This window comes from Mesorhizobium sp. WSM4820 (assembly GCF_055811075.1).
The window spans coordinates 624,602-647,618 of record NZ_JBVVQN010000001.1; the positions used below are offsets into that span (position 1 = coordinate 624,602).

Annotated in this window: 26 protein-coding genes; 9 read left to right on the plus strand and 17 right to left on the minus strand. The window is 61.2% G+C overall.

All coding sequences use genetic code 11. The annotated features are described in order from the left end of the window. Positions 1-49: 49 nt before the first annotated feature. The 3 genes from AC0L2R_RS03160 to AC0L2R_RS03170 form a co-directional block, all read right to left on the minus strand. A complete protein-coding gene (locus AC0L2R_RS03160) occupies positions 50-1,165 on the minus strand; it encodes a hypothetical protein (RefSeq protein ID WP_473507693.1) in 1,116 nt (371 codons plus the stop codon). Between the two features lie 21 nt (positions 1,166-1,186). Beyond that, a complete protein-coding gene (locus AC0L2R_RS03165) occupies positions 1,187-2,134 on the minus strand; it encodes a HupE/UreJ family protein (protein WP_473507741.1) in 948 nt (315 codons plus the stop codon). An 89-nt stretch (positions 2,135-2,223) separates the two neighbouring features. Then, entirely contained in the window at positions 2,224-3,099 is an 876-nt protein-coding gene (locus tag AC0L2R_RS03170; protein WP_473507694.1) for a peptidyl-prolyl cis-trans isomerase, read from the minus strand. Positions 3,100-3,335: 236 nt separating this feature from the next. Between AC0L2R_RS03170 and AC0L2R_RS03175 the strand changes: the two genes are divergently transcribed. Further along, positions 3,336-3,464, plus strand: coding sequence for a mechanosensitive ion channel domain-containing protein (locus AC0L2R_RS03175; RefSeq protein ID WP_473507695.1), 129 nt, complete (start codon positions 3,336-3,338; stop codon positions 3,462-3,464). 70 nt (positions 3,465-3,534) lie between these two features. Here the strand turns inward: AC0L2R_RS03175 and AC0L2R_RS03180 are convergent, their stop codons facing one another. From AC0L2R_RS03180 to AC0L2R_RS03195, 4 genes are all read right to left on the minus strand, one after another. Then, positions 3,535-4,797, minus strand: a complete 1,263-nt coding sequence (locus tag AC0L2R_RS03180) for an alpha/beta hydrolase (protein ID WP_473507742.1) — start codon at positions 4,795-4,797, stop codon at positions 3,535-3,537. A 79-nt stretch (positions 4,798-4,876) separates the two neighbouring features. Then, positions 4,877-5,689 (minus strand): porin family protein, encoded by an 813-nt coding sequence (locus AC0L2R_RS03185; protein ID WP_473507696.1) that lies wholly within the window; start codon positions 5,687-5,689, stop codon positions 4,877-4,879. A gap of 314 nt (positions 5,690-6,003) precedes the next feature. Next, complete coding sequence (locus tag AC0L2R_RS03190; RefSeq protein ID WP_292548255.1) at positions 6,004-6,309, minus strand: hypothetical protein; 306 nt, start codon at positions 6,307-6,309, stop codon at positions 6,004-6,006. Between the two features lie 341 nt (positions 6,310-6,650). Beyond that, entirely contained in the window at positions 6,651-6,971 is a 321-nt protein-coding gene (locus AC0L2R_RS03195; RefSeq protein WP_473507697.1) for a hypothetical protein, read from the minus strand. Between the two features lie 309 nt (positions 6,972-7,280). On the opposite strand from AC0L2R_RS03195, the gene AC0L2R_RS03200 reads away from it, so the two are divergent. The 6 genes from AC0L2R_RS03200 to AC0L2R_RS03225 all read left to right on the plus strand — a co-directional run bounded on the left by AC0L2R_RS03200 (position 7,281) and on the right by AC0L2R_RS03225 (position 11,897). After that, complete coding sequence (locus AC0L2R_RS03200) at positions 7,281-8,387, plus strand: hypothetical protein (protein ID WP_473507698.1); 1,107 nt, start codon at positions 7,281-7,283, stop codon at positions 8,385-8,387. Beyond that, positions 8,368-8,499 (plus strand): hypothetical protein, encoded by a 132-nt coding sequence (locus tag AC0L2R_RS03205; protein ID WP_473507699.1) that lies wholly within the window; start codon positions 8,368-8,370, stop codon positions 8,497-8,499. Before AC0L2R_RS03200 ends, AC0L2R_RS03205 begins: the two co-directional genes overlap by 20 nt. Positions 8,500-8,975: 476 nt before the next feature. After that, positions 8,976-9,200, plus strand: coding sequence for a hypothetical protein (locus AC0L2R_RS03210; RefSeq protein ID WP_473507700.1), 225 nt, complete (start codon positions 8,976-8,978; stop codon positions 9,198-9,200). Between the two features lie 642 nt (positions 9,201-9,842). Next, a complete protein-coding gene (locus AC0L2R_RS03215; RefSeq protein ID WP_027151722.1) occupies positions 9,843-10,076 on the plus strand; it encodes a hypothetical protein in 234 nt (77 codons plus the stop codon). A 118-nt stretch (positions 10,077-10,194) separates the two neighbouring features. Continuing rightward, positions 10,195-10,404 carry a hypothetical protein gene (locus AC0L2R_RS03220; RefSeq protein WP_023801824.1) on the plus strand — a complete coding sequence of 70 codons (210 nt, stop codon included), beginning with the start codon at positions 10,195-10,197 and terminating at the stop codon, positions 10,402-10,404. Positions 10,405-10,739: 335 nt separating this feature from the next. Continuing rightward, the gene (locus AC0L2R_RS03225; protein ID WP_473507701.1) at positions 10,740-11,897 is read left to right on the plus strand and encodes a hypothetical protein; all 1,158 of its coding nucleotides are present in this window, start codon (positions 10,740-10,742) and stop codon (positions 11,895-11,897) included. Here the strand turns inward: AC0L2R_RS03225 and AC0L2R_RS03230 are convergent. From AC0L2R_RS03230 to AC0L2R_RS03255, 6 genes are all read right to left on the minus strand, one after another. Further along, the gene (locus tag AC0L2R_RS03230) at positions 11,872-12,432 is read right to left on the minus strand and encodes a hypothetical protein (protein WP_473507702.1); all 561 of its coding nucleotides are present in this window, start codon (positions 12,430-12,432) and stop codon (positions 11,872-11,874) included. The genes AC0L2R_RS03225 and AC0L2R_RS03230 overlap by 26 nt on opposite strands. Then, the gene (locus AC0L2R_RS03235) at positions 12,408-13,001 is read right to left on the minus strand and encodes a hypothetical protein (RefSeq protein ID WP_473507703.1); all 594 of its coding nucleotides are present in this window, start codon (positions 12,999-13,001) and stop codon (positions 12,408-12,410) included. The genes AC0L2R_RS03230 and AC0L2R_RS03235 overlap by 25 nt, the downstream gene beginning before the upstream one ends. Next, a complete protein-coding gene (locus tag AC0L2R_RS03240; protein ID WP_473507704.1) occupies positions 12,998-13,579 on the minus strand; it encodes a hypothetical protein in 582 nt (193 codons plus the stop codon). The genes AC0L2R_RS03235 and AC0L2R_RS03240 overlap by 4 nt, the downstream gene beginning before the upstream one ends. Positions 13,580-13,838: 259 nt before the next feature. After that, positions 13,839-14,195 carry a VOC family protein gene (locus AC0L2R_RS03245; protein ID WP_023801829.1) on the minus strand — a complete coding sequence of 119 codons (357 nt, stop codon included), beginning with the start codon at positions 14,193-14,195 and terminating at the stop codon, positions 13,839-13,841. 114 nt (positions 14,196-14,309) lie between these two features. Further along, positions 14,310-14,615 (minus strand): hypothetical protein, encoded by a 306-nt coding sequence (locus AC0L2R_RS03250; protein ID WP_473507705.1) that lies wholly within the window; start codon positions 14,613-14,615, stop codon positions 14,310-14,312. A gap of 68 nt (positions 14,616-14,683) precedes the next feature. Continuing rightward, on the minus strand, positions 14,684-15,496 hold the full coding sequence (locus AC0L2R_RS03255; protein WP_473507706.1) for a helix-turn-helix domain-containing protein: 813 nt from the start codon (positions 15,494-15,496) through the stop codon (positions 14,684-14,686). Between the two features lie 320 nt (positions 15,497-15,816). Here AC0L2R_RS03255 and AC0L2R_RS03260 point away from each other — a divergent pair, with 320 nt between their 5' ends. Both AC0L2R_RS03260 and rimO read left to right on the plus strand, forming a co-directional pair. Beyond that, complete coding sequence (locus tag AC0L2R_RS03260) at positions 15,817-16,503, plus strand: TerC family protein (RefSeq protein ID WP_473507707.1); 687 nt, start codon at positions 15,817-15,819, stop codon at positions 16,501-16,503. A 193-nt stretch (positions 16,504-16,696) separates the two neighbouring features. Next, the gene (gene rimO, locus AC0L2R_RS03265; protein WP_287248779.1) at positions 16,697-18,010 is read left to right on the plus strand and encodes a 30S ribosomal protein S12 methylthiotransferase RimO; all 1,314 of its coding nucleotides are present in this window, start codon (positions 16,697-16,699) and stop codon (positions 18,008-18,010) included. A 167-nt stretch (positions 18,011-18,177) separates the two neighbouring features. Here the strand turns inward: rimO and AC0L2R_RS03270 are convergent, their stop codons facing one another. Genes AC0L2R_RS03270 through AC0L2R_RS03285 form a run of 4 tightly spaced genes read right to left on the minus strand, consistent with a single transcriptional unit; the run spans position 18,178 to position 22,904 of the window. Then, positions 18,178-19,245, minus strand: a complete 1,068-nt coding sequence (locus AC0L2R_RS03270) for a BMP family ABC transporter substrate-binding protein (protein WP_023801834.1) — start codon at positions 19,243-19,245, stop codon at positions 18,178-18,180. 52 nt (positions 19,246-19,297) lie between these two features. After that, a complete protein-coding gene (locus AC0L2R_RS03275; protein ID WP_027151731.1) occupies positions 19,298-20,218 on the minus strand; it encodes an ABC transporter permease in 921 nt (306 codons plus the stop codon). Beyond that, positions 20,218-21,330 (minus strand): ABC transporter permease, encoded by a 1,113-nt coding sequence (locus tag AC0L2R_RS03280; protein ID WP_473507708.1) that lies wholly within the window; start codon positions 21,328-21,330, stop codon positions 20,218-20,220. Before AC0L2R_RS03280 ends, AC0L2R_RS03275 begins: the two co-directional genes overlap by 1 nt. Further along, positions 21,327-22,904, minus strand: a complete 1,578-nt coding sequence (locus AC0L2R_RS03285; protein WP_473493206.1) for an ABC transporter ATP-binding protein — start codon at positions 22,902-22,904, stop codon at positions 21,327-21,329. The genes AC0L2R_RS03280 and AC0L2R_RS03285 overlap by 4 nt, the downstream gene beginning before the upstream one ends. Positions 22,905-23,017: the final 113 nt, after the last annotated feature.

A 23,017-nucleotide genomic window follows, 5' to 3' on the forward strand; every position in this document is an offset into this window, starting at 1 on the left:
CTCCACCTGTTTGGTGCATGCCCAAGCCAATCATTCCCTGGAAAACTGGTCATCGGAGACCACCGGACCGCGTGAACACGGCCTTGGAACTCCCGCCTTCATCAGCGCTTGAAAGGTACATAGCGATCGCGAAACGCGATGCTTCGTCCAGGCCAACGCCCGCATCCAGGATTTCACGCAGCCGGGGCACGAAACGAACCACTTTCCAATCGGACAGATCATTTGCGACATTTCCGGCAAGCTCGGGGTGATGCGCGAGCAGGCGACCGTAAGCTTCGATAATCGCGGACCGCAGTTCGACTGCCCCGCCCGTCCCCTGTACCGACAATGCTCTCACGATTTCGAGCAGCTCAGCATGACTTCGGCCCGGCTCGACGAAGTATTCTTCCACGAGCTGCGTCACCCCGTCCGCGCCCGTCATCTCGATGAGCGCAGTGGCATAGGCACCGAGGTTGATCGTCAGCCTGTACTCCGCCGCGGTCTTCAGTTTTCCGCGAACGAAGGCGATGTCGCCCGGGCGGTCCGACATGCCCAGCATGAGGATGTAGAGCCCATGCCATTCGACATGAAACAAGTCGTTGACGATTCGATAGATGTCGTCACGCGCAACTTTTGTCTTGAGAACGCGCAACGTTGCGTAGGGCGCGCGCGCGACCTCGAGGAAGGCCAGTTCGGCGAGCCTGCGATCTTCGTGCCGGAGGTAAGTGGCGAAGAACACCGCGCGTTCGGCCAGCGTCTTCGAGCTCTTGTCCCATTGCGCCATCTGGCGCATTACACTTTGATACTCGCGCCCCGCCATGCCAAGCGCCCTCCAGGCCCCGCCGGGACCGTTCTGGACAAGAATAACCTGGAGAGCCGGATACAGCTGGAGGACGCGGGCCGTCGTCGAATCGAGGAACAGAGGGATGGCGCTGCCGTCGTAGCGTCCCTTGAATGTTTCCAGCACGACGTAGGAGAAAGGTCTTGTCGGATTCTCGCGCGCGAAGACCGCCGTGCCGCTCGCGACAACCTGGTCGGCATTCGTCACCTTGGGATAGGGCATACAGAGCACACAAGCATGCGCCGGGGTGGCGGTCAGCAGGAACGCCGCGGCAATCATGCACATCAGCGATGCCAGTGCTGCGCTTGTCAGCCCGGTTCGCCGATCCCTGCGCGAGGTGTTCATATGCCGCCCTTCCCGACAATCTCAAAAGGTCGCCACACGTTCGATCACCCAGAACATTGCAATCGTGCCGATAGCGTATGGCGGTACGAGATCCAGCCAGGCCGGCAGCGATCGCCTGCGAACCCCCAGTGCGACCAGCGCAAGCACGGCTCCGACAAAAAGAAGCTGTCCGACTTCCACTCCGAGGTTGAAGAACAGCAGCGCAACGGGAATTTGTCCCGCCGGCAGTCCAATCTCGCTAAGGGCGCCGGCAAAACCGAAGCCATGGAGAAGCCCGAAAGCAAATGCCACCAGCCAGGGTGCTCGAGCGGCTAAACTTCTGCGCCCCTGCCGTACGTGGATGATCTCCACGGCGACGAACGCGATCGACAACGCAATCACCGCCTCGACCGGTGGCGAGGGTACGTTGACAAAGCCGAGCGTCGCCAGCGCGAGCGTGATGCTGTGCGCAGCGGTAAAGGCGGTGACCGTCTTGACGAGCCGCCACGAGCCCTCGGTGATGATGAGCAGGGCAAGCACGAAAAGCAGATGATCGAAGCCTGACAGAATGTGCTCGACGCCAAGTTTGAAATAAGTGGCGGCCGTAAACCAGCGGCTTGGCGTTGCAGGAATCGTCGCTTCCGGGGCGCCGGGTGTCAGCCGCTCGATCCACACGTCGCCCCTGGCGAACTCGACGCGCACCAGCGCATCGGTCATCGTGTTTTGCAGGCCGTCAATCGATACCACCTGGCCTTCCAACGGCTCGACCGCGCGCATTTGCCAGGTCTGTACCATTGCGTCGCCGGTCGGGCGCGAGACGACCGGCGTGAGGTTCTCGACCTTGCCCGAGAATGCTGCCGACAGCGCCAGTCGCGCGTCACCCTGCATCGGTGTCTTGAACAGCACGCTGAACTCGTTCGGCGCCTCTTCCTGAACGCTGAGGTAGGCTGGGCGCACCTCGTGCGCCGAGGCAACCTCCGAGAATAGCATGGCGATGGCCGCTGCCAGCACAACCAGCCGAACGCACTGCGTCGCGGCGCGGGCACGTCGGACGAGTGCAGGCCATTTGGTCGGCGGGTTCATTGCGTGGCCACTTTCGGTGCGGGCTCGGGCCCCAATACCGCTTTCGTGGTGCCGTCCAACTCGACGGCATACTTGTTGCGCAGCGCGATCAGGTAATCGCGGCTCAACTCGGTCTGCTTCGCAGAGCGCCACTCAGAAAGGACCGCATCCCTGACCGTCTCGAAGGGCTTCAGCGCCGTCGCTGTACGCTGCGTGACGAGCACCAGATGAAAGCCGTAGCCGGATTTCATCGGCCCCTGCCATCCGCCGGCTTCGAGTGCAAACACCGCGCGCGCAAAATCGGCACCGAACATCCCGGACAGCGCCAACTCGTCGATATCGGCGAAGCTGTCGCCGAACAGCAGCCGGTCACCCGCGGTCGAACCGTCCTCTGTATTCGCTGACAGCGCACCCAGCGCGGCGGTCGCGTGCGCCGCGGCATCCTTGCGATGCTCCGGGTTGAAGTAGACCTGCCTGAACGAGAGTTTTCCGGGCGTCTCGAATTGTGCAGAGTTGGCGGCATGGAACTGCCGCAGTTCCGCTTCGGCCGGCTCGGCAAGCTGGGCCGTGTCCTCGACAAGGAATTTCAGCTTTTGCGCCAGGCGGCGGCGGATTATGGTGTCGTCCTGCTCAAGGCCCATCTCCTGCGCTTCGCGCGCCATCACTTTCTCACTCAGCAGATCGTCGACAAGACCCTTGAGCTCATCGGCGGTTGGCTCACGCAGCCATTGGCTCGACCAGGTCTGCTTGAGCCAGCGCACGTCGCCTTCACCGATCCGGATCGGCTCGGCGGCTGTGGCTTCGATACGCCTGTCGTTGAGCCAGGAATAGCCGCCAAACAGGATCGCACCGATGACAGCAAAATGCAGCAGAGGCTCCCTGAGCAATATCATACGCTTTCCTGCGCCCCCTGCTGTCGCATACATGGTTCGGTCCAAGACGACAGCATCTCGCATCAGAGCCATTCGAGTGTGATACTTCGAAGACTACTTCTTTCGCTCCTGCATGGATGGTAGGCCCCCAAGATCCGGGGCGGAATGTAATTTACGTGGGCAAGCACGTAACAGGGCAACAACAAAGCCGCTGCTGAGCGTGTGAGGAGTCGTGCCAAAATTACGGTGAGCATCGATTGCGAGCCGATCACGTCGCACGACGATGCTCTCGCTCCGGCGAATTCATCAAAACATCCGGCACCAAAGGGACCGTGGAGAAGATTTCGATACGATCAGTGACACTGTGCAATTCGAGCGGTTCGTAGCACAGTTTTGCCGAGCCACTTAGGGCCGGAGACAAACCTCGAAATTACTCCGCGCAGGCCAACCGAGGGGCTACCTCTTGCAATCTTTTGTGGCGGAACCAACGCATTTCTTGCCAGCACCCGATTTCTGGCTGGCCTGGGAACCCGTCAAGGCGCCGATGTGATTGCCCAAATTTTCTCTGCTGTTTTGATCGACCGCTGCAACGGGTGCGGCAATCACCAACCCTGCCGCGCTGCCCGCCGCTGCCGCCACACCGGTCGTTGCGTGAATGATCGTGTCGCCCAGGCCTATCCTGTTGTCGGTCAACGTCTGGCCGCCGGCCATACGCGCCCCGATCAGTTGCACGACCTGCGGTGACGAGGCGAACTTACCGTGATGCAAAGGATCGCCGGATTTGACTTTCGTCAGATCGATGACGGTTATGTTGTTGCTGGCGAGATCTTCCCTGTATGGAGCTTGTTCCGGATCAATCGATCCGAGCCGGGGGATATCGCCCCAGACGCGTCGCGAAACTTTGAGCGCGCGATCGTCCTGCGAGACAAAGAGGGTGAACTGCGGGTGCTGTTTGCCCATGTCGGCAATCTGAGTGCGAAACACATCGACGTCGACGTCTGGCGCGGCCAGCATGACGTTCTTGAACTTCTTCGGAAGGCCGCCATTGCGGATGGCCATCTGGCGCAAGCCTTCCAGCGCAAGCCAGTTGCCCATCGAATGGGCGAGGATCGAAACTTCCTTTATCTGGGGATCGCGTGCAAGGTATTGGAACAGCAGTTCAAGCGCATTTCGCGTGTAGTTGGTGCTTTCACGATCGTAGCCATACGCCAGCGCACTGCCTCGGGAGGGCCAGGTGACCAGGATCGGGACGCTTTGCGTGTCCGTGTCCTTTGCGATCTGCGCAAAACGATAAACCGCGTCTTCAAAGCGATTGTTGAATCCGTGAATAAAGACGAGGACACTGTGATCCGGGCTCTTCCTGACCGAGGCGCTAAGCCACCCCTTCGCTGTCTCGAGCGTCAATTCCTGGGCCTGTACGACGGCGAAATCAGTCGCCGGGTTTGATGGCAGCTTCTTGGGCCATGCAACCTCTCCAACCTTGCGGACGGATGGCGGAGGGATCGAAACCGTAATTTCGGCGAACGAGGGGGCCAGTCCGCGCTCGCCCGTATACATTTGTGCCGGATTGGAGGAACGACTGCGTGTCGTTGCGACCAGCATTTCCACCTTGCTGGAGGACGGCGAGGTATCGGCCACGGGCAGCAGCACATTCGTCGGACGGGACGCGCACCCCCACAGCAGGCCAACCAACGCCGATGCCAACAAGACGTTGCTGATACGTCTGACTTTGGACGGGCTCACGAAACAGTTCCCCAAACTCTTCTCCCGTTCGAAGCCGTCCCAGGCTCAGATATAATCAGAACCGGAACCTGGCGCCGATGATTGGTCCCTGCATTGCTATGTCAAACACAAATCGGTCGTCGTCGTAGTCTACCGCAAGGTAGCGATAGCCCGCTTCCAGCGTGACCCAATCACTGTACCGGTATTGAAGCGTGCCCTGCACTTGCCAATCGAGGTCGGCGCCAAGGCCGAAGCCACCGACATCCGCCTCGCCATGGAGTCCGAATCCGTTGCCGAGAGCAACGTCGCCGGCCACGCCAATAATGGGGTCGACCCAGGTCTTGCTGCCGCTGGCCTCCCTTACGGCGAGAGGGCCAGTAACGGTCAGATCAGCATCGAGGTGCCAGAGCCGCCCGCCGGCCAGAACGTCCAGGGTCGCGGTGCCGATGTCGAAGACCCGATAGGAGCCGCCGAAGGTCCACACCACCGTGTCCATGTTCGCTTCGGCCGAGAAAAGAGCCAACGGGCCGGGCGATGTGCCATCGGCCTCGAGTCCCAGGTAGATGAAGTCGGTGAACAGTGCGTAGCGGCCATTGCGCGCCTCACCGGCAAGCATGACCGGCGGGGGAGACCAATCGATGTGGTCAAAGATCTGGCCGAAATCGACGTCGATATCTACCGGCGACAGGCCCCTGACGCCGACCCTGCCCTTCATGCCTGCCATCCAGAAATAGGGTTCTGCGGTGAAGGTCCAGGCCGGCACGGCTTCAGCAGGCACGGGCGCGGCTTCAGGAAGTTGCGTCGCAGCGTCAGCAGCGATCGCCGGCACCGCAAACAACGCTGCCGCTGTTCCCGCCGAAGCCAACACGAGAGCTCGGATGGTTCCCATATCGAAGTCCCCTCTAATTCCGTCTTTTACTTCATGTCCGATGCGATCGCGCCCGCAGCGACAACATATATCTATTCGCGCCGCTCAGCTAATGGATATCGGTTTCCGATCGTCTCTCATGTCGACAGCGGTTCATTTTGTTGCTGTCACGGACGAACAGTGCCGGGCCTACTTCGGGAACAGCAGTCCCGTGCGCAATCGAGCCCGTCGGGTCCGCTATCGGGGCTTACCGTGACGACAAGCAGGGCCGGGAGCACGGCTGCTATAATTTGTCGAGGTCGATTGCCAGACAGAAATTCCAAGCCAGCCTCCGCTTAATTCTGGCGTGGCGGCCAAGGAATGACGTGCGGTTTCCGGGCGGCATCCGCGCGCAGCACGGCTCCGACCTCCCCAACCAACCGATCCACCAGTTCCTGCCATTCGGCTCGTCTGGACTCGCGCAATGCCGGCGGGACCTTGTCGATCCTCAAGAGTGCCAGCTCCGCTTCTGCAAGTTCCTCGCACATATCCTGAAAGCCCTCACTTCGGCCCAACAGCCGATGGATCGCCAATTCAAATTGCGGGAACCGACGAACCGCCGCCGAGACCGCTCTTTGTCTATCAGCCGGTTCGTCGTCCATCCTCATGGCGCAAATTCGTGTTTTTCCGAAACCATCGTAGCCTATCGCAGGGAGGCGGCTGCGGAATGTAAGTTACGTGGGCGACAGGGTAATTTCTGAACATCCATAGCGGTCGGCACCAAGCCTAAAATCGCAAATTCAAATTGCGCTGCCGGCGAGGCCGCCTAACTCTTTGATCCGTTGTCATCCGCCGGTGCATTGCGCGAACCGTCGCCGTCGTCCCAGCGTTATCCGTTCAGACTACTGGGAGTATTGCAAGAACAGGCTCGCGGTTATAAATTGCGCAGCGAGGGTAACCGGCGAAAAAAGAAATATAACTGGGAGTGGTCACCCCCAGAACGTCAGGTGAGGGAACCAAGGTGATCCGGGCGGAACCAGCCATAGGGAGGGAGCATGGGCTCGCCCCAGAGGAATGTCGTGCCCAGCTTGCCCTGATCCTCAACAGCGCGGACTTCGATGCAACCGGTCGCGAGCGCCGCTTCCTCAGCCATGTCGTGGAGGAGACGCTGGCGGGTCGCGGTGATCGTATCAAGGCCTATTCGATCGCGGTCGAAGTGTTCGGCCGTGACATGTCCTTCGACCCGCAGACGGATCCGATTGTCCGGATCGAGGCTGGCCACCTCCGGCGCGGGCTCGAACGATACTACCTGACTGCCGGACACGACGATCCTATTCTCATCACGATCCCGAAAGGCGGTTACGTTCCAACGTTCTCGGTGCGATCGCCCCTCGAGACCATAGAGCCGGACTTGCCTGTCGACCGAGCAGAGAAAGTCTCGCCCCCTGCTCGATGGATGAAGGCATCATGGCTGACGGTGGCTCTTGCGGCAATCGTCGCGGCATTGGCTGTTCTGGCATTGGGATTGGCGAGGAGCGATGTTCGCCCGACTTCGCCTGAGATCCCGCGACTGCTGGTCGAGACGTTTGACGACCTTTCAGGAACGGAAGCCTCCAGGGCGATTGCGAGCGGATTGAGGCAGGAAGTCGTCAGCCAGCTTTCCAAGTTCAAGGATATCGTGGTCGTGGAGTCGGCCGCAAAGGGGGAGGATCCATCGATCTCGCCGGCAAGATTTGTCCTGGCCGGAAGCGTGAACCTGTCGACCGATGCCTTCCGGCTTCGGGTCCGGCTGCTCAACCGGGCGGACAACTCGGTTCTGTGGGCAGAAAGCTATGATGGCGGGCTGAAAGTGGCGCAGCTTGTGGAAGTCCAGACGGACATCGCGCGTAATGTGTCATCGAGCCTGGCCCAGGCATATGGCGTCATCTTCCAGGCCGACGCCAATCTCCACGTCGTCAATCCGCCCGACGATTGGGCCGCCTACTCTTGCACGCTTTCTTTCTACGCATATCGGGTCGGTGTCGATGCAGAAAGCCGGTCATCGGTGCGCGGGTGCCTTGAGAAGGCAGTGGATCGCTTTCCGACCTACGCCACCGCCTGGGGTCTTCTCTCGCTAATCTACATAGATGACTACCGATTCGAGTTTTCAGCCGACCCCGAGGAGTCCGCCGCTGCGCTCGATCGCGCCTTGGCGGCGGCACGGCGATCTGTGGGGCTTGATCCTGTCAACATCCGGGGACGCCAGGCCGAAATGGTTGCGCTCTATTTCCACAAGGAGATCGATGCCGCATTGAAAGTGGGCAAGCAGACTTTGACCATCAACCCGAACGACACCGAGTTTATGGGCGAGTATGGAGAGCGCCTGGCGGTTTCTGGAAATTGGCATGACGGATGCCAGTTGATAGCGGAGGCGCATCAGAAGAACCCGGGGTCAGGCTACTATGACGTGGATCTGGCTCTTTGCTCGTATTTCAGCGGGGATTATACGCAGGCAGCCATGTGGATCAACAAATCGCCATTTCCGTCGAATCCGATCTATCATCTGCTTGCCGCTGCTGTTTTCGGCGAGGGAGGATACAAAATCGCGGCTGATCGCGAGGTCGCTTGGCTGAACCAAAATCAACCTGATTTGGTGAACAACATGCGCCAGGTGGTTTCGGCGCGGTTGGCCCGTTCGCAAGATGTCGAGTTTTTCCTCGGCTCGCTAAGGAAAGCGGGCCTTGGCATCGCAGGCGACTAAAAAGCTCAAGGCGCCCGCCCCTCACCTGCCCGGCGGCGAAGCCGGCATCAAAAACATCGAGATCTGGATGGACGAAAGTGTTCGTTCGAATGATGCTATTGCGTTGGCTTGAGCGCAGGTTTTGCTCAGCCAGCACAGCGCCTCCTCTTAAGCACGCTGGCGGTCTTGGCCCGGCGGCCTGCTGATAGTCCCCCAATAGAGCTGTCGGGCCACTCGAACTTGCTCAATGGAAGGCGCGGACTTCCAGGATTAGAACCAACAGGCACATCAGAGGCATCATCTTTGGCGAGGTGCTGCGTCATTGAGCATTTGCCAATGAAGGATAATGGCTGAAAACGCAAAAAAACCCCGCCGCTCCATTTGCGAAGCGGCGGAGGCCCCCCACTCGCCCCCCATTGATGCCCACGCAATTGCGGTGCCAGACGTGTTGACCCATTGCGGCGCACCTTTGATGCCACGACGGCCTGTCGCAGTTGCGAGGGCTGTATCGAGCCGGTCGATGGAGTATCGACTTTTTTGCCGCAAACGGTTTCGCGCCGGAACGCTTGCTCGTCTGGATGGTTGGTTGGGATGCAGGAGATGCGAGGCGTGGCCAAGAAGCTGTCAATCGCGCAAACGTTGCGACGAACCTCTGATCAACTGAAGAGGATCCGGAAACACGTCGCCAATGGCGGTCATGTGGACCAGATGCAAGAGGTCGACGCCTTGGTAGGCCTCGCCAAAGAAGTGGCCGATCGGCAGTTGGCCGGGTATGAAGGCCCGGCAGATGAAAACGACGGCTCAGTGCAGGACAATGACGATGCAAAGGACTGAGCGTTGTCGACCGGCTCCTGACATTCCGCGATAACGGAATTACTTGATTTGCCAAGATCGATACTATCCAGCGGTGGCGGACCCCCCAATCCGCCTGGCCGGCGCCGTCAAGCGTTCTTACCCCACGCCCCCCAAGCGGCGCCGGCCGCTCGGCTGCGCACCCTCGTGTCAGGCCCGAGAGCATGCTTTTGCACAACGTGCATTGGACCAGCAGACGCGCCGGTTTGACGGGTTTTTTCTGCGACTTGCGGCGATCTGTACACGCGCCACGCAATCGGGAGATTCCCATCGCTCTCGGCGGCCTTTAATACCCGATCTGCGATATCGCAGCGGATAATGGGATCGTCTGTTAGATGATCCATTGGATTCTGTGGATTCTGTTTGAAAAACATCTCCGCCCCCGCGCTTGGCGCTGAGAATGCTCAACGGATACCGCTTTGAACAGTCGTCAAATGACGACCACAGACGAATTTATACGTCATCCCACGAAGGCCACTTTGGCGTAATCGCAAGGAGCCGAGACGCGGATCCTGCCGTTGGTCGGCGTAACAAAAGCTTGTAGCCGGGAACGACCACTCGACGACTCGCGTTTGTTGTGAAGGCCCGCTTCTTTGCACAGGCAGCGAGCCTCGAAGGTTCGCAATGCCGCACCGGCGTTTCAATCGCACCCGCCTCAGCCCTCACGATCTGGCTATTTGTGAACGCGTGTATGATCAGGTTTGTGCAGATGAACACATCGACCCTTTGAGCCGGGATGCCGAAGCCTTGGCGGTGATGATTGTCGCAATCTTCCGAAACATTACGACCAGTGAGCGCGAACTGCTGGAGGAGGTCAGGTCGCTTCGTCGTCCAAAGGGCGCAGAACAGGCGCGCTAGCTTGGCGGCTTTCCCTGACGAATCGTTCTTGTCCCGCTTTGGCACAGCCGGATTGGCATCGTAATTGCTTTTTGAGTCTCGCCAGAGTGTAGCCACAGCGCTTGCGAAGGAGATGGAAATGGGTTTGGCCGAAGACCTGTCTGATGTTGCCCTCACATTCGCTTGTCCGGATTGCTCGCATCCGGCGGTAAGGAAGGGCTCTGCGCTGAAAACGATCGCCCACTTCAGATGCGACGGGTGCAACGCCAAGGTGCGGATCACTTATCCGCAGAAACTGGCGATCTTCGAAAAGCACAAGCTATTGACTGCGCATGGGGCATGGCAATAACTCAACGCTGCTTATGCGGTTAAGAGCCAGGTTCGACTTCCCTGTGATTCCAAAGGGTTTTGGCGAATTGATGAATTGATTTGTAAGATGATAGGATCCCCGATCGCCCGGAAACAACTTGGCCGAGCATGGCTGCGCCATGAACTTATTTGACGGAGGCCGAACGCCATGGTTGAACCGCAGCTCCCATCGCCTGCAAGGGCCTCCGATCGTATTCAACTCCAGGTGGTTTGAATTTGACCACGGCAATTGAGGACATTTTTCGGCCGCTTGCATTAACCGCGCGGTTGCTTGTCCAGTGCTGGCCGCAGCTATTGCTTGTCGGCTGCCTGGGCATGATCGCTCGTGGTCTGCTGCTTCAGGGCGCCGTGACGATCGGCCTGCAATTCCCGCTGGGCGGAATGGTCATGCTGTCGCTGGTGGTCCTCGCCAAGCTGACGGTGCTGGTCATGATGTTCGTGGTGCTCCGGCCGCATATGCCGGCGGTGGCGGCACTGAGGCAAAAAGCCAAAAAGACAGTGGACGAAACGAAACGGGAGCCGGTCCTGGCGATTACCGCCGCTGCGATCCTGCCTTTCTTCGCCTATTACGCCGCCTGGGGTTTTCTTGGCGATACGGTTCGCGAATATTCGCGCATGGCGCTCGCCCAGGCCGAGTTCGGCAAGAGCGTCGACATCTTCGCCATTCTTCAGTCAAGCGGCGTGGCACTGTCGATCGTCATATGCTGGCTGGTGCGTTTTGCCGCCAAGCGACTGGATGCGCGCGCGTCTCACCCCTACTGGCGGCTGCTGATCGTGGCGACGGACGCAACCTGGGTCTTCATCGGCCTTTATGCGCTCGGCGTATGGAAGGACCAGTTCATCCGCTGGCTTGGCGCAGGCGCCGCTTTGCAACAACTCAGCCTCGATTTGCTTGCGCCGATAAGTCAGGCGGCCGCGGCCGGCCAGTTCGTTCCCGTGGAGTTCCGGCCGCTTCCCTTCGGCGAGCAGCTTCAGAATCTGTTCTTTTTCGCGTTGCTGCCGATTGTCTGGCTGGTGATGGCAGCGATCATCAACGGCTATGAGCTTTCCGCGCCGGCCGCTTCCGGTCCTGCGCCATCCCAAGCGACCTCCTGGCAGAAGTGGCTGAAGGATTTCGCGTCTCACTTCGTTGGCGGTTACCGCAGCCGCTATTCGCCGGTCTGGACCTGCGTCAAGCTGACGCTCAGTGCCGGCCTGGCCACGCTTGTCACCTTCGTCATTGCCTATCAGGCCATCTCCTGGGCCGGCGCCTGGACATGGTATGGACTGACGAGGCTGATCGGAGCGCACGATCTCGCGACCTGGCAGATCTTCGCCGATGCCATCAGCCTGTTCATCGGCAGCCCAAGCGAACTCGACGGCGGAATCCTGCTCGACGCGATCCGGGTCGCGCTGCTTGCAGCCGTGCTCGAGACCGCGGTCGCCATGGCTGGCGCAGACAATGGCGTCAGGTCCGCGGCTCGCCGACGCTGAGATAACTCGGCAGCGCCGAGTAGAGGGCGATCGACAGCCTGAGGCCGCTCGCCGCAGGTGGGATCGAAAAACTGGCAGCCATCCGTGCCGGTTTGCCGGGCTCCGTCGCCGCGAATGCCATGCCGCCGCACTGGGACCGTTGCTCGGCCTCCGGATACTGCTTCCTGACCACCGGATCGGCAAACAGGGTTGGCCGCCATTCGCGACCGCTCCCATCGGAAAGCCGCACCTCGCAAGGTACCGAGCCGAGCGCTTTCGGGTCGGCAGCGAGAGCTTCGAATTCGGCAAGCACGACGGCGCTTCCCGCGCTGCCTGCCAGTCTGGTGAAGCGTGTCACGGTCCAGCTGGCGCCGGCATAGTCGATCGGCTGTCCCAGGCTCGCAGATAGCGGCTGGCGCAGATGTTGAGAGCGCCAGTCCTTGATGCTTCCCCACGTCTGCACGGCCAACGCGGCAGGCAGTGCGACCACCAGCGCCATCATGCTCAGCCAGTAGCCTCGCCGCGTTGACCTCACCTTTGCGGGAGAACTGTCCATGGCGGCCTTTCTTCGTTGCGGCGTAAGGTGATCGCCGGCTCGATGTCCTTGCCGGAAATAGTCGTGGCGATGCGGATCTCGTCGTCGAGCGGCAGCAATTTTGTAGGTGCGATCACGACGGTCCCGCCGGCGACAGCATCCTCCGGCACTTCGAACACCAGAAGGACCCGGCGTGGCAGCCCGGGCTGGTAGACATCGCCCGGCATCATTTCGATCGTCGCCCACAAGCGGTCGGTCAGGACATAACGGATGCCGCTGCGGCTCAGCCACTCGCCCGATGTGAGACCCAGGGACTTGAATTTCGCTTCGGCCTCGCATTCGACCACAACCCATACGCCGGAGCTCGTGTAGGTCTTTGACTTGCCGAAGGTCTCGACGTTGAGAACACGCGCCACCCTGGCGCTGTCCAGCGAAAGCGCGAAGGCGCGGGCCTCCACACGCTTGTTCATGCCGCCCGAAGCGACTATCGGCGATGTAATGTCGCTGTACAGCGGACGCGTATGCTGCATGCCGTAGAGCACGGCGGCAGCCAACAGCAGCGCCAGCGCCGAACGCACCATGCGTATCATGGCGCCTTCTCCACCGGCAGATCGACCGTCGCAACAGGATCACGTTCGAACCACCCGCTTGCACCGTATACATTGTCGCGCAACTTGTAGATCTGGCCGGTGACGGTGATCGTCACCTTGTCGGGCACGGGCACACCGGCCGGCCACTCCCAGGCCATGGTCAGGCGTTCCGGCATGTTGGGATTGAAATATCCCGCCAGGTACTTGTCACGCTCGAGATAAACCGTTGGCATCGGCAGCTTTTGCGCCGGCGCGCTGAGCGTGACGACGCGATGGAGCACGTTGTTGGGAGTGGCGGAACGGTTCACCACATCCATATCCACCATCACGAGCTGCACGGGCAGCGATGGGGGAACGCCTGTCGGCGGCACGGTTCCGACACGTGCCGTTCGCAAGGTCACAAACCAGCGACCGGCATCGATTTGCTGGCCCGCCTGCACAACCGGCGTCCTTGGCGGGTGGGCAGCTTCGTAGAGCGTCATTGAAAACGAGATTGCCGATGCGGCCAGCCCGCCCAGGCCTGCAATCAGAAAAGCATGCAGCCGTTGCCGTATTGTCGTTCGTGTCGGTTCCGTCATGCGCCGTGCGGTATGCGATGGTCCTCGGGCCAGCCTTATACGATGCGAAAATGATTTGTTACAACAGCAGTGGCAGGCATCTCCAAAGGGGTTCAGCGCAGTCCACCAGCCGCGCAATCGGATCGTGGCCCGCCCGGCCAGTGTTCAATCTCCGCGGCTGACGCCAAGAGCGGCATTAAGTCCGATGGGCTCGCCTAAACCATTCGGCCCCACACCATGCGAAGAGGCGCCGGGCTCGGCTCGGCGCCCCCTCACCTCTTCACTTATCCGACCACACCGCCAGCTCGTAGCCGTCGGGATCGGAGAAGTGGAAGCGGCGGCCGCCCGGGAAGGAATAGGCGGGCTTGACGATCTTTCCGCCGGCTTCCTCGACATGGCGCTGGGTCTCGTCGAGCTTGTCAGCATAAAGGATCACCAGCGGCCCGCCTGCCGCCTTGCCCTGGCCGCCCAGAGCGAAGCCGCCGGTCAGGCGGCCGTCGTTGAACTCGCAATAGCTCGGCCCGTAGTCCTTGAAGGACCAGCCGAAGGCCTTTCCATAGAAGTCGCGCGAGCGCGCGATGTCGCCGACGGAAAACTCGACATAATCGATGCGCTTGTCGTTGCTGGATTTGGCCATGATCTTCTCCTTTCGCGGATGCTCAGCGTTCGAACATTGCCTTCATGGTGTTGAGGTCGCGCTGCACGGCCTCGGCGTCGGCAGCGAATATCTCCTGCGTCATGTCCGGCGTCCTCAACAGCACGAACATGACCTCCGCGCCGGTCCCATTAGGAACCACGCGCACCCATTGCGGGTTTCCTTGTCATCGGCAAAGACGATGTGATCGAGGACGCCGTATTCGTTCGGCCGGGAGAAGCGGATGCGGATGGGCCGGCCGTCGGGGTCCTCCGCGGTCCATTCCTCGCCCGATCTTTCGAAGCGCCTGCCGAGGCCTGCCGCCCAGCGCTGGAAATTCTCAGGGATGGAGGCGAAGTCATAGACTTCGCGCCAGTCCCGGTCGATGGACACGGTGATGATGCGGGATTTGTAGATCGTCATATCTGCCTCCTTTCAACGAAGGCAGACTAGGCGGAGTTGGCGGTGGCGTATTGAACGAAACGGCCAGCTCAGGCGCCGAGCTGCCGCAGAACCGTCGCCGGCGAGAAGCCCGACAGGCGCCGCACCTCGCGCGTCAGATGCGCCTGGTCGGAATAACCCGCCTCGAACGCAAGATCGGCCAGGCGCGGCTCGGCGGACTGCCGCGCCAGGTATAGGAACCGCTGGAAGCGGAGAATGCGGTCGAGCGTCTTCGGGCCATAGCCGAAAGCCTCCTGGCAGCGGCGGCGAAGCGTTCGCGGGCTGACGTCGAGCCGGTCGAGGATCACCGCCATGCCCGGACCGGCGGATTCGGTTTTCAGCGCGTTGAAGGCAAATCCCATGTCCGCAGGCGGCGGCTCGACATCCGGCGCAAGCCTGCACAGTGCCGCTTGCATCGCCCGCATCCCCTCTATCGTCGAGGGCGCCTCGCCAATTTTTTCGGCGATTTCGCGCGCCAGCGCTCCCCAGAAGTGGATGAGCGCCACCCGGCCGCCGACGATTTCCGACATCGGCAGGCCGAGCCACCGGCTTGCCGCACCCGGTCGGAAGCGGGCGCCGATCACCGTAGAGCCAGGTGTCAGCGCAGAGAGGGCAACCGCCACGTCGGGGCCTGCCACGACCAGATCGCCGTCGATCCAGGTGATGTCGACGCAGCCGTCGGGGACGACGGCCGACAGGCTCGCCGCGTCCGGTCGCAATGCCGCGTCCGCTCGCAATGAATTGGACCAGGCACACTGGAAATGCCCTTCGAGTGCGGCCGCAGGATCGAACTCGCGGTATTCCCCGATTGCCCCGGAAAGGATTGGTGCCCCGGAAAGGACGGGTGTGTTGTCGTCAGACATCACGAGCCTCTCCTGTGAGGAACACTTCAGGCATCGTACTCTTCGGTCCCCGAAATCTATTGCGGTGGCGGTGCGCTTCAACCCTCCTCTGTGCTTCAATCCCTCGTTTGAGGCCTGCACTGTGAGCTGGCGTCTGTGGTGCAATGCGTCCTGACGACCGGGGCGTCGTTCGATTGGCAGCTTTCACCGGCTGCTGGCGATGTCGCCCGCGATAGGCAGTTTGCCGTCTTTATCGCCATGGAGCCTTGACGCACGGGAACCATACACGTTAGGGCGTCCGGGCACGAACGATTGGCGACCAAGCAAGGAAATTCCAGCTGATGGAAATTTTTACCGCCGCCGGCCTCGCGGCCCTGCTCCAGGTCATTGCCATCGACCTTGTGCTTGCCGGCGACAATGCCATCGTCATCGGCCTTGCTGCGGCGGGCCTGCCGTCGGATCAGCGCAAGAAGGCGATTCTCGTCGGCATTGCGGCGGCCACCGTGCTTCGCATCTTCTTCGCTCTGATCACCCAGTGGCTCCTCACCATCGGCCCCATTCTCCTCATAGCCGGCGGCCTGCTGCTGCTTTGGGTGTGCTGGAAGATGTGGCGCGAGTTGCGTGTCAGCTACGAGCAGGAACATGACGCAACGGAAGCGTTGTCGAATGTCGATTACGACAAAAGCGGGACGATTGGCGGCAAGGGGCCCCGCAAGACCTTCGCTCAGGCAGCCTTGCAGATCGTCATTGCCGACGTTTCGATGTCTCTCGACAACGTCCTTGCAGTCGCCGGCGCGGCGATGGACCATCCGACGGTCCTGATCATCGGCTTGGCGCTGTCGATTGCGCTGATGGGTTTCGCCGCCTCGTTTGTCGCTCGCCTCCTGCATAAGTACCGCTGGATCGCCTATATCGGCCTGGTGATCATTTTCTACGTCGCCGTGAAGATGCTTCTGGATGGTGCTGTGCAGCAGTGGCCCGAACAGTTCGCGTTCCTGGCGCCCTGGTTCGGGCCGGGCGGTCATTGAAACCTGAGCAGTGCCGGTCTTAGCAGTGCAGGTCCGCCCGAGGCGCCAAGCCATTCGTCGGTTTGCCTGATTGAGGAACTATGCTATTGCGCCGTGCAAATTGAGCTTCTGCGAAAGTTCAAAAGATCAACACGCATCGAGACTTCCGGGCCGGGCCTAAGGGTTTCCGGCCCGCGTCCATTGGAAACCGCAAATGTCCGCCCCTCGCGTCAGTTTCGTCAGCCTTGGATGCCCCAAAGCCCTCGTGGACTCGGAGCGCATCATCACGCGCCTGCGCGCCGAGGGCTATGAGATCGCGCGCAAGCATGACGGCGCCGATCTGGTCGTCGTCAACACCTGCGGCTTTCTCGATTCGGCTCGCGATGAATCGCTCAATGCCATCGGCTCCGCCCTTTCGGAGAACGGCAGGGTCATCGTCACCGGCTGTCTCGGCGCCGAACCGGACGTCATCCGCGAAAAACATCCCAACGTTCTCGCCATCACCGGTCCGCAGGCCTACGAGAGCGTGATGGCTGCGGTGCATGAGGCCGCGCCGCCGAGCCACGATCCCTATGTCGACCTTTTGCCGCCGCAAGGCGTCAAGCTCACGCCGCGCCACTATGCCTATCTCAAGATTTCGGAGGGCTGCAACAACCGCTGCACCTTCTGCATCATCCCGGCGCTGCGCGGCGATCTCGTCTCGCGGCCGGCGGCCGACGTGCTGCGCGAGGCCGAGAAACTGGCCAAGGCCGGCGTCAAGGAAATCCTGGTCATCTCGCAGGACACCAGCGCCTACGGCATCGACATCAAATACCAGACCAGCATGTTCGGCGATCGCGAAGTGCGGGCCAAATTCCTCGATCTGTCGGAGGAACTCGGCAAGCTCGGCGTCTGGGTACGCATGCACTATGTCTACCCCTACCCGCATGTCGCCGATGTCATCCCGCTGATGGCCGAAGGAAAGATCCTTCCCTATTTGGACATCCCGTTCCAGCACGCCTCGCCGCGAGTGCTGAAGAACATGCGCCGGCCCGCCCACGGCGAAAAGACGCTCGACCGCATTCGCGGCTGGCGCGAAATCTGTCCGGATCTGGCGATCCGCTCCACCTTCATCGTCGGCTTCCCCGGCGAGACGGACGACGATTTCGAGATGCTGCTCGACTGGCTGGACGAAGCCAGGATCGACCGCGCCGGCTGCTTCAAATACGAGCCGGTCAGGGGCGCCCGCTCCAACGACCTCGGCCTCGAACAGGTTCCGCAGGAAATCAAGGAGGCGCGCTGGCACCGTTTCATGCAGCGCCAGCAGAAGATCTCGGCGACGCAACTCGCCAGGAAGGTCGGCAAGCGTCTGCCAGTGCTGATCGACGAGGCGCATGGCACCTCGGCGAAGGGCCGCACCAAATACGACGCACCCGAAATCGACGGCTCCGTGCATATCCAGTCGCGGCGTCCGTTGCGCGCCGGCGATGTCGTCACCGTCAAGATCGACCGTGCCGACGCTTACGATCTTTACGGCTCGGCGGTCTGATCGCATCTCGCACTACGGCGCCGCGTCCTTTCGGGCGGCAAAGGACGCCGCATAACACCTGATTTTGCGCATGGCCCTTCCGGAAATCGATCCCGATTTCGGGCTCTTGCTAAACGAAAGGGCGCCGCACGGCGCCCTTCCTGTCAAGATTTTGGCCCAGCTTGCGCTTACTGCGGCAGCTTGTCGTCCACGCCCTTGACGTAGAAGTTCATGCCGAGCAGCGTCGGGTCGTCGGCGACTTCGCCTTCCTTCAGCCACGGCGTGCCGTCCTGCTTGGCGATCGGCCCGGTGAACGGGTTCCATCCTTCGACGATCTTCTTCTCGGTGGCTTCCGCCATCGCCTTCACGTCGTCGGGCATGTTGGTGTAAGGGGCCATTTTAACGGCGCCGTCCTTGATGCCCAGCCAGACATTGCCGGGTTTCCATGTGCCGTCGAGCGCGGCCTTCACCCGGCCGATATAGTACGGGCCCCAATCGTCGACGATCGAGGTCAACTGGGCCTTGGGGGCGAACTTGATCATGTCCGAAGACTGGCCGAAGCCCTGCAGTCCGCGCTCTTCGGCGACTTGCAGGGCAGCGGTCGAGTCGGTGTGCTGGACGATGATGTCGGCGCCCTGGTCGAACAGAGCCTTGGCGGCATCGGCTTCCTTGCCCGGATCGAACCATGAATTGATCCAGACGATCTTCGCCTTGAAATCCGGCTTGATCGACTGGGCGCCGAGCATGAAGGAATTGATACCCATCACCACTTCGGGAATCGGGAACGAAACGATGTAGCCGGCGACGCCCGACTTCGATTGCTTGGCGGCGATCTGGCCGAGGATGTAGCGGCCTTCGTAGAAGCGTGCGTTGTAGATGCCGAGATTTTCTGATGTCTTGTAGCCGGTCGCGTGTTCGAACATCACGTCGGGGAATTTCTTGGCGACCTTCACTTCGGGGTCCATGAAGCCGAAGGACGTACCGAAAATGATCTTGCATCCTTCGCGCGCCAGGCGCTCGAAGGCACGATCGGCATCGGGACCCTCGGAGACGTTCTCCAGATAAGCGGTCTCGACCTTGTCGCCGAGCGCCTTCTCCACGTCCAGGCGGCCCTGGTCATGCTGGTACGAATAGCCGAAATCACCGATCGGGCCGGTATAGACCCAGCAGGCTTTCAGCTTTTCCTGCGCTTCGGCGGTCGCCGCCAGCGACAATGCCGCCGCCGCGGTCATCAGCGCAATAAGCAGTTTTTTCATCGTGTTACCTCTCTGAGTTAAGCCTTGGAGCTTCCCGTTTGTCTTTTTATCGTCAGCGATCCGGAACGAATGGCTGCCCCAAGGAAGCCGGTGTGTTCATCATCGTCAAACGCTTGTTGCGCGAGATTAGAACGAGAACCACGATGGTTGCCAGATAGGGCAACGAAGAAAGCAGCTGCGAGGGAACCGGAATGCCAAAAGCCTGTGCATGAAGCTGGCCGATCCAGACCGCGCCGAAGATATAGGCGCCCGCCAGCACCCGCCATGGCCGCCATGATGCGAACACGACCAGCGCCAGCGCGATCCAGCCGCGTCCGGCGGTCATGTTCTCCACCCATTGCGGCGTATAGACCAGCGACAGGTGCCCTCCGGCAAGGCCCGCACAGGCGCCGCCGAAGATCACCGCCAGGTAGCGGTAGCGGATCACCTCGATGCCAAGCGCATGGGCCGATGTGTGGCTGTCGCCGATCGAGCGCAGCGTCAGCCCGGTGCGGGTCTTGAACAGGAACCACATGACGGCGGCGGTCAATGCAATCGAGATGTAGAAGATCGGGTCCTGGCCGAACAACAACCTGCCGATGACGGGCATCGCCGTCAGGCCGGGAATGTCGAGGTTTGGCAGCCTCGCGCCGGGCTGGCCGACAAAGCTGGTGCCCATCATGCCGGAAAGCCCCAGGCCGAGCAGTGTCAGCGACAGGCCGGTCGCCACCTGGTTGGTGGCCAGCGACAACGTCATGACGGCGAACAGCAGTGAAAACACCGCACCCAGGGCGATCGCCGCCAACAACCCGATCCATGGCGATCCGGTGAGATAGCCGGCGCCGAAACCGCCGACCGCCCCCATGATCATCATGCCTTCGACGCCGAGATTGAGCACCCCGGAACGTTCGACCACCAGCTCGCCAATCGCCGCGATCAGCAAAGGCGTCGCCGCGGTTGCGATGGTCAAAAGAATGTTGACGGTGATGTCCATCAGCGGGCCTCCTCCAGCTTCGGCGCGGCTTCAAGCGTCGGCGCAGCCAGGCCGATCAGACGAATGCGGTAGTGAATGAGCGTGTCGCAGCCGAGCACGAAGAACAGGAGCATGCCCTGGAACACGCGCGCCACCTTGTCGGAGATGCCGAGCGCGCTTTGCACCGCCTCGCCGCCAAGATAGGTCAGCGCCAGCACCAGGCCCGCCGCGACAATGCCTAATGGATTGAGCCGGCCGAGGAACGCCACGATGATGGCGGCAAAGCCGTAGCCGGGCGAAATCACCGGCTGCAGCTGGCCGATGGCGCCGGAGACTTCCGAGATGCCGGCAAGTCCGGCAAGCGCCCCCGACAGCATGAAGGCGAAGAACACCATCCGCTTGATGCCGAAGCCGGCGAAGCGCCCTGCCCTGGGGCTTGCGCCGAGGACGCGGACCTCAAAGCCTTTCAGCATGCGGCTCATCAGGATCCAGACCAGCACCGCCGCGACCAGCGCGAACACGAAACCCCAATTGGCACGGCCGGAGGCCGGCATCAGTTCCGGGAGAATGGCTGAGTCGTTGAACTGTATCGTCTGCGGGAAGTTGAAACCCTTCGGATCGCGCCACGGTCCGCGCACCAGCCAGTCGAGGAACAGCTGCGCGACATAGACCAGCATCAGGCTGGTCAGGATCTCGTTGGTGTTGAAGCGCGCCTTGAGCAAGGCGGGAATGGCGGCGTAGGCGGCACCGCCGGCCATGCCGAACAGCAGCATCAGCGGCAGCACAAGCGGCCCTTCAAACTGCGGAAACAGCACCGGAATGCTCGAGCCGACGATGCCGCCCAGGATGAACTGGCCTTCCGCGCCGATGTTCCAGATGTTGGCTCTGTAGCAAACCGACAGGCCGACCCCGATCAGGATGAGCGGTGCCGCCTTGATCGCCAGCTCATGCAGCTGCCAGACCTGACTGACAGGCTCGAGGAAGTAGATCTGGAACGCCTTCAAGGGATTGACGCCAAGCAGCGCGAACAGGATGGCGCCGGCAATGATCGTCAGCACGAATGCAATGAAGGGCGACAGCGCCGAGAACAGCATCGAGCGCTGCGGCCGTTTGACGAGTTCGAGGCGCATCATGACGTCTCCAGAGCGTGTTCGGCGTGGCCCGGCTCGGCCCCGCCCATTAGCAGTCCGATCTTTTCGAACGTGGCCTCGGCGATCGGCAAAGGCTTCGACAATTCGCCATTGTGCATCACCGCGATCGCGTCGGATATCTCGAACAATTCGTCGAGATCCTGGCTGATGACCAGCACTGCCGAGCCGCTGCGCGCCAATTCGATCAGCGTCTGCCTGATATGGGCGGCCGCACCGGCGTCGACGCCCCACGTCGGCTGATTGACGACCATGACGCTTGGCCTGCGGTCGAGTTCGCGGCCGACGATGAATTTCTGCAGATTGCCGCCTGAAAGCGCTGCCGCCTCCGGGTCCGCAGCGCTCTTGCGCACATCCATCGCCTTGATGATGCGTTGGGCAGCGGCATAGATCGCATCGCTTTTGACCATTCCGCCGGCGCCGACAAACACCTTGCCGTCCGTGGCATGGCGCGACAGCAGCAGGTTTTCCGAAAGCTTCATGCGCGGTGCTGCACCGTGGCCGAGCCGCTCTTCCGGCACGAAGGCAGCGCCCATCAGCCGCCTGCCGGTGATGCTGAGGCCGCCGGCGTCCTTGCCGCGGATGCGTACCGAGGCGGCATCCTGCTGCGGCACCTCGCCGGAAACGGATTCGAAGAACTCGCCCTGGCCGTTGCCGGCGACGCCTGCAATTCCGATCACTTCGCCGGCGCGTACGGTCAGGTTGATGTTTCTGAGCGGGATCGAGAACGGCGTTGCCGGCTTGCGGCTGAGCGCGCGGATTTCAAGCAGCGGCTGCGCGGTCTCGATACCCTGGGCCGGCGCGCGCACGACGGCCTGCACGTCGTTGCCGACCATCATGCGGGCCAGCGATGCCGCGGTTTCCTTGCGCGGATTGCAATGGCCAACCACCTTGCCGTGGCGCAGCACGGTGGCGCGGTCGCAGATACGCTTGACCTCTTCCAGCCGGTGCGAAATGTAGAGGATGGACTTTCCTTCCGAGCGCAGCCGTTCGAGCGTCTCGAACAGCTTGTCGGCTTCCTGCGGCGTCAGCACCGAGGTCGGCTCGTCGAGGATGATGAGTTGCGGCGTCTGCAGCAGACAGCGGATGATCTCGATACGCTGGCGCTCACCGACCGAGAGGTCGCCGACCAGCGATTGCGGATCGAGCGGCAGGCCGTAGCTATAGGAAAGCGCCCTCGCCTTCGCGGCAATCGTGCTGATCGGCGAACCGTCGTCCAGCGACAGCGCGATGTTCTCGGCCGCAGTCAGTGCCTCGAACAGCGAAAAATGCTGGAACACCATGCCGATGCCAAGCTTCTTCGCAAAGCCGGGATTGGTGATCGTGACCGCCTGGCCGTTCCAGAAAATCTCGCCCGAATTGGGCTCCAGCGTTCCGAACAGCATTTTGACGAGCGTCGACTTGCCGGCGCCGTTCTCGCCGAGCAACGCATGGATTTCGCCTTTTGCGACGGTGAGATCGATATCGTCGCACGCTGTCAGTGTGCCGAACGTCTTGGTAAGGCCACGAACCTCAAGCAGGTTGGCGTCGTCCTGATTTGCACTCACAGTGCCTCCCATCTGGTTTGCCAGATATGTTCTGTGTTCCCGCAGGCATGGTATGCGCGGCCTGCTGTCGTCGCAAAGCGGCACCCATCTTGAAAGAGCTTCAAGAATTTCAGCGGAAACCTAAC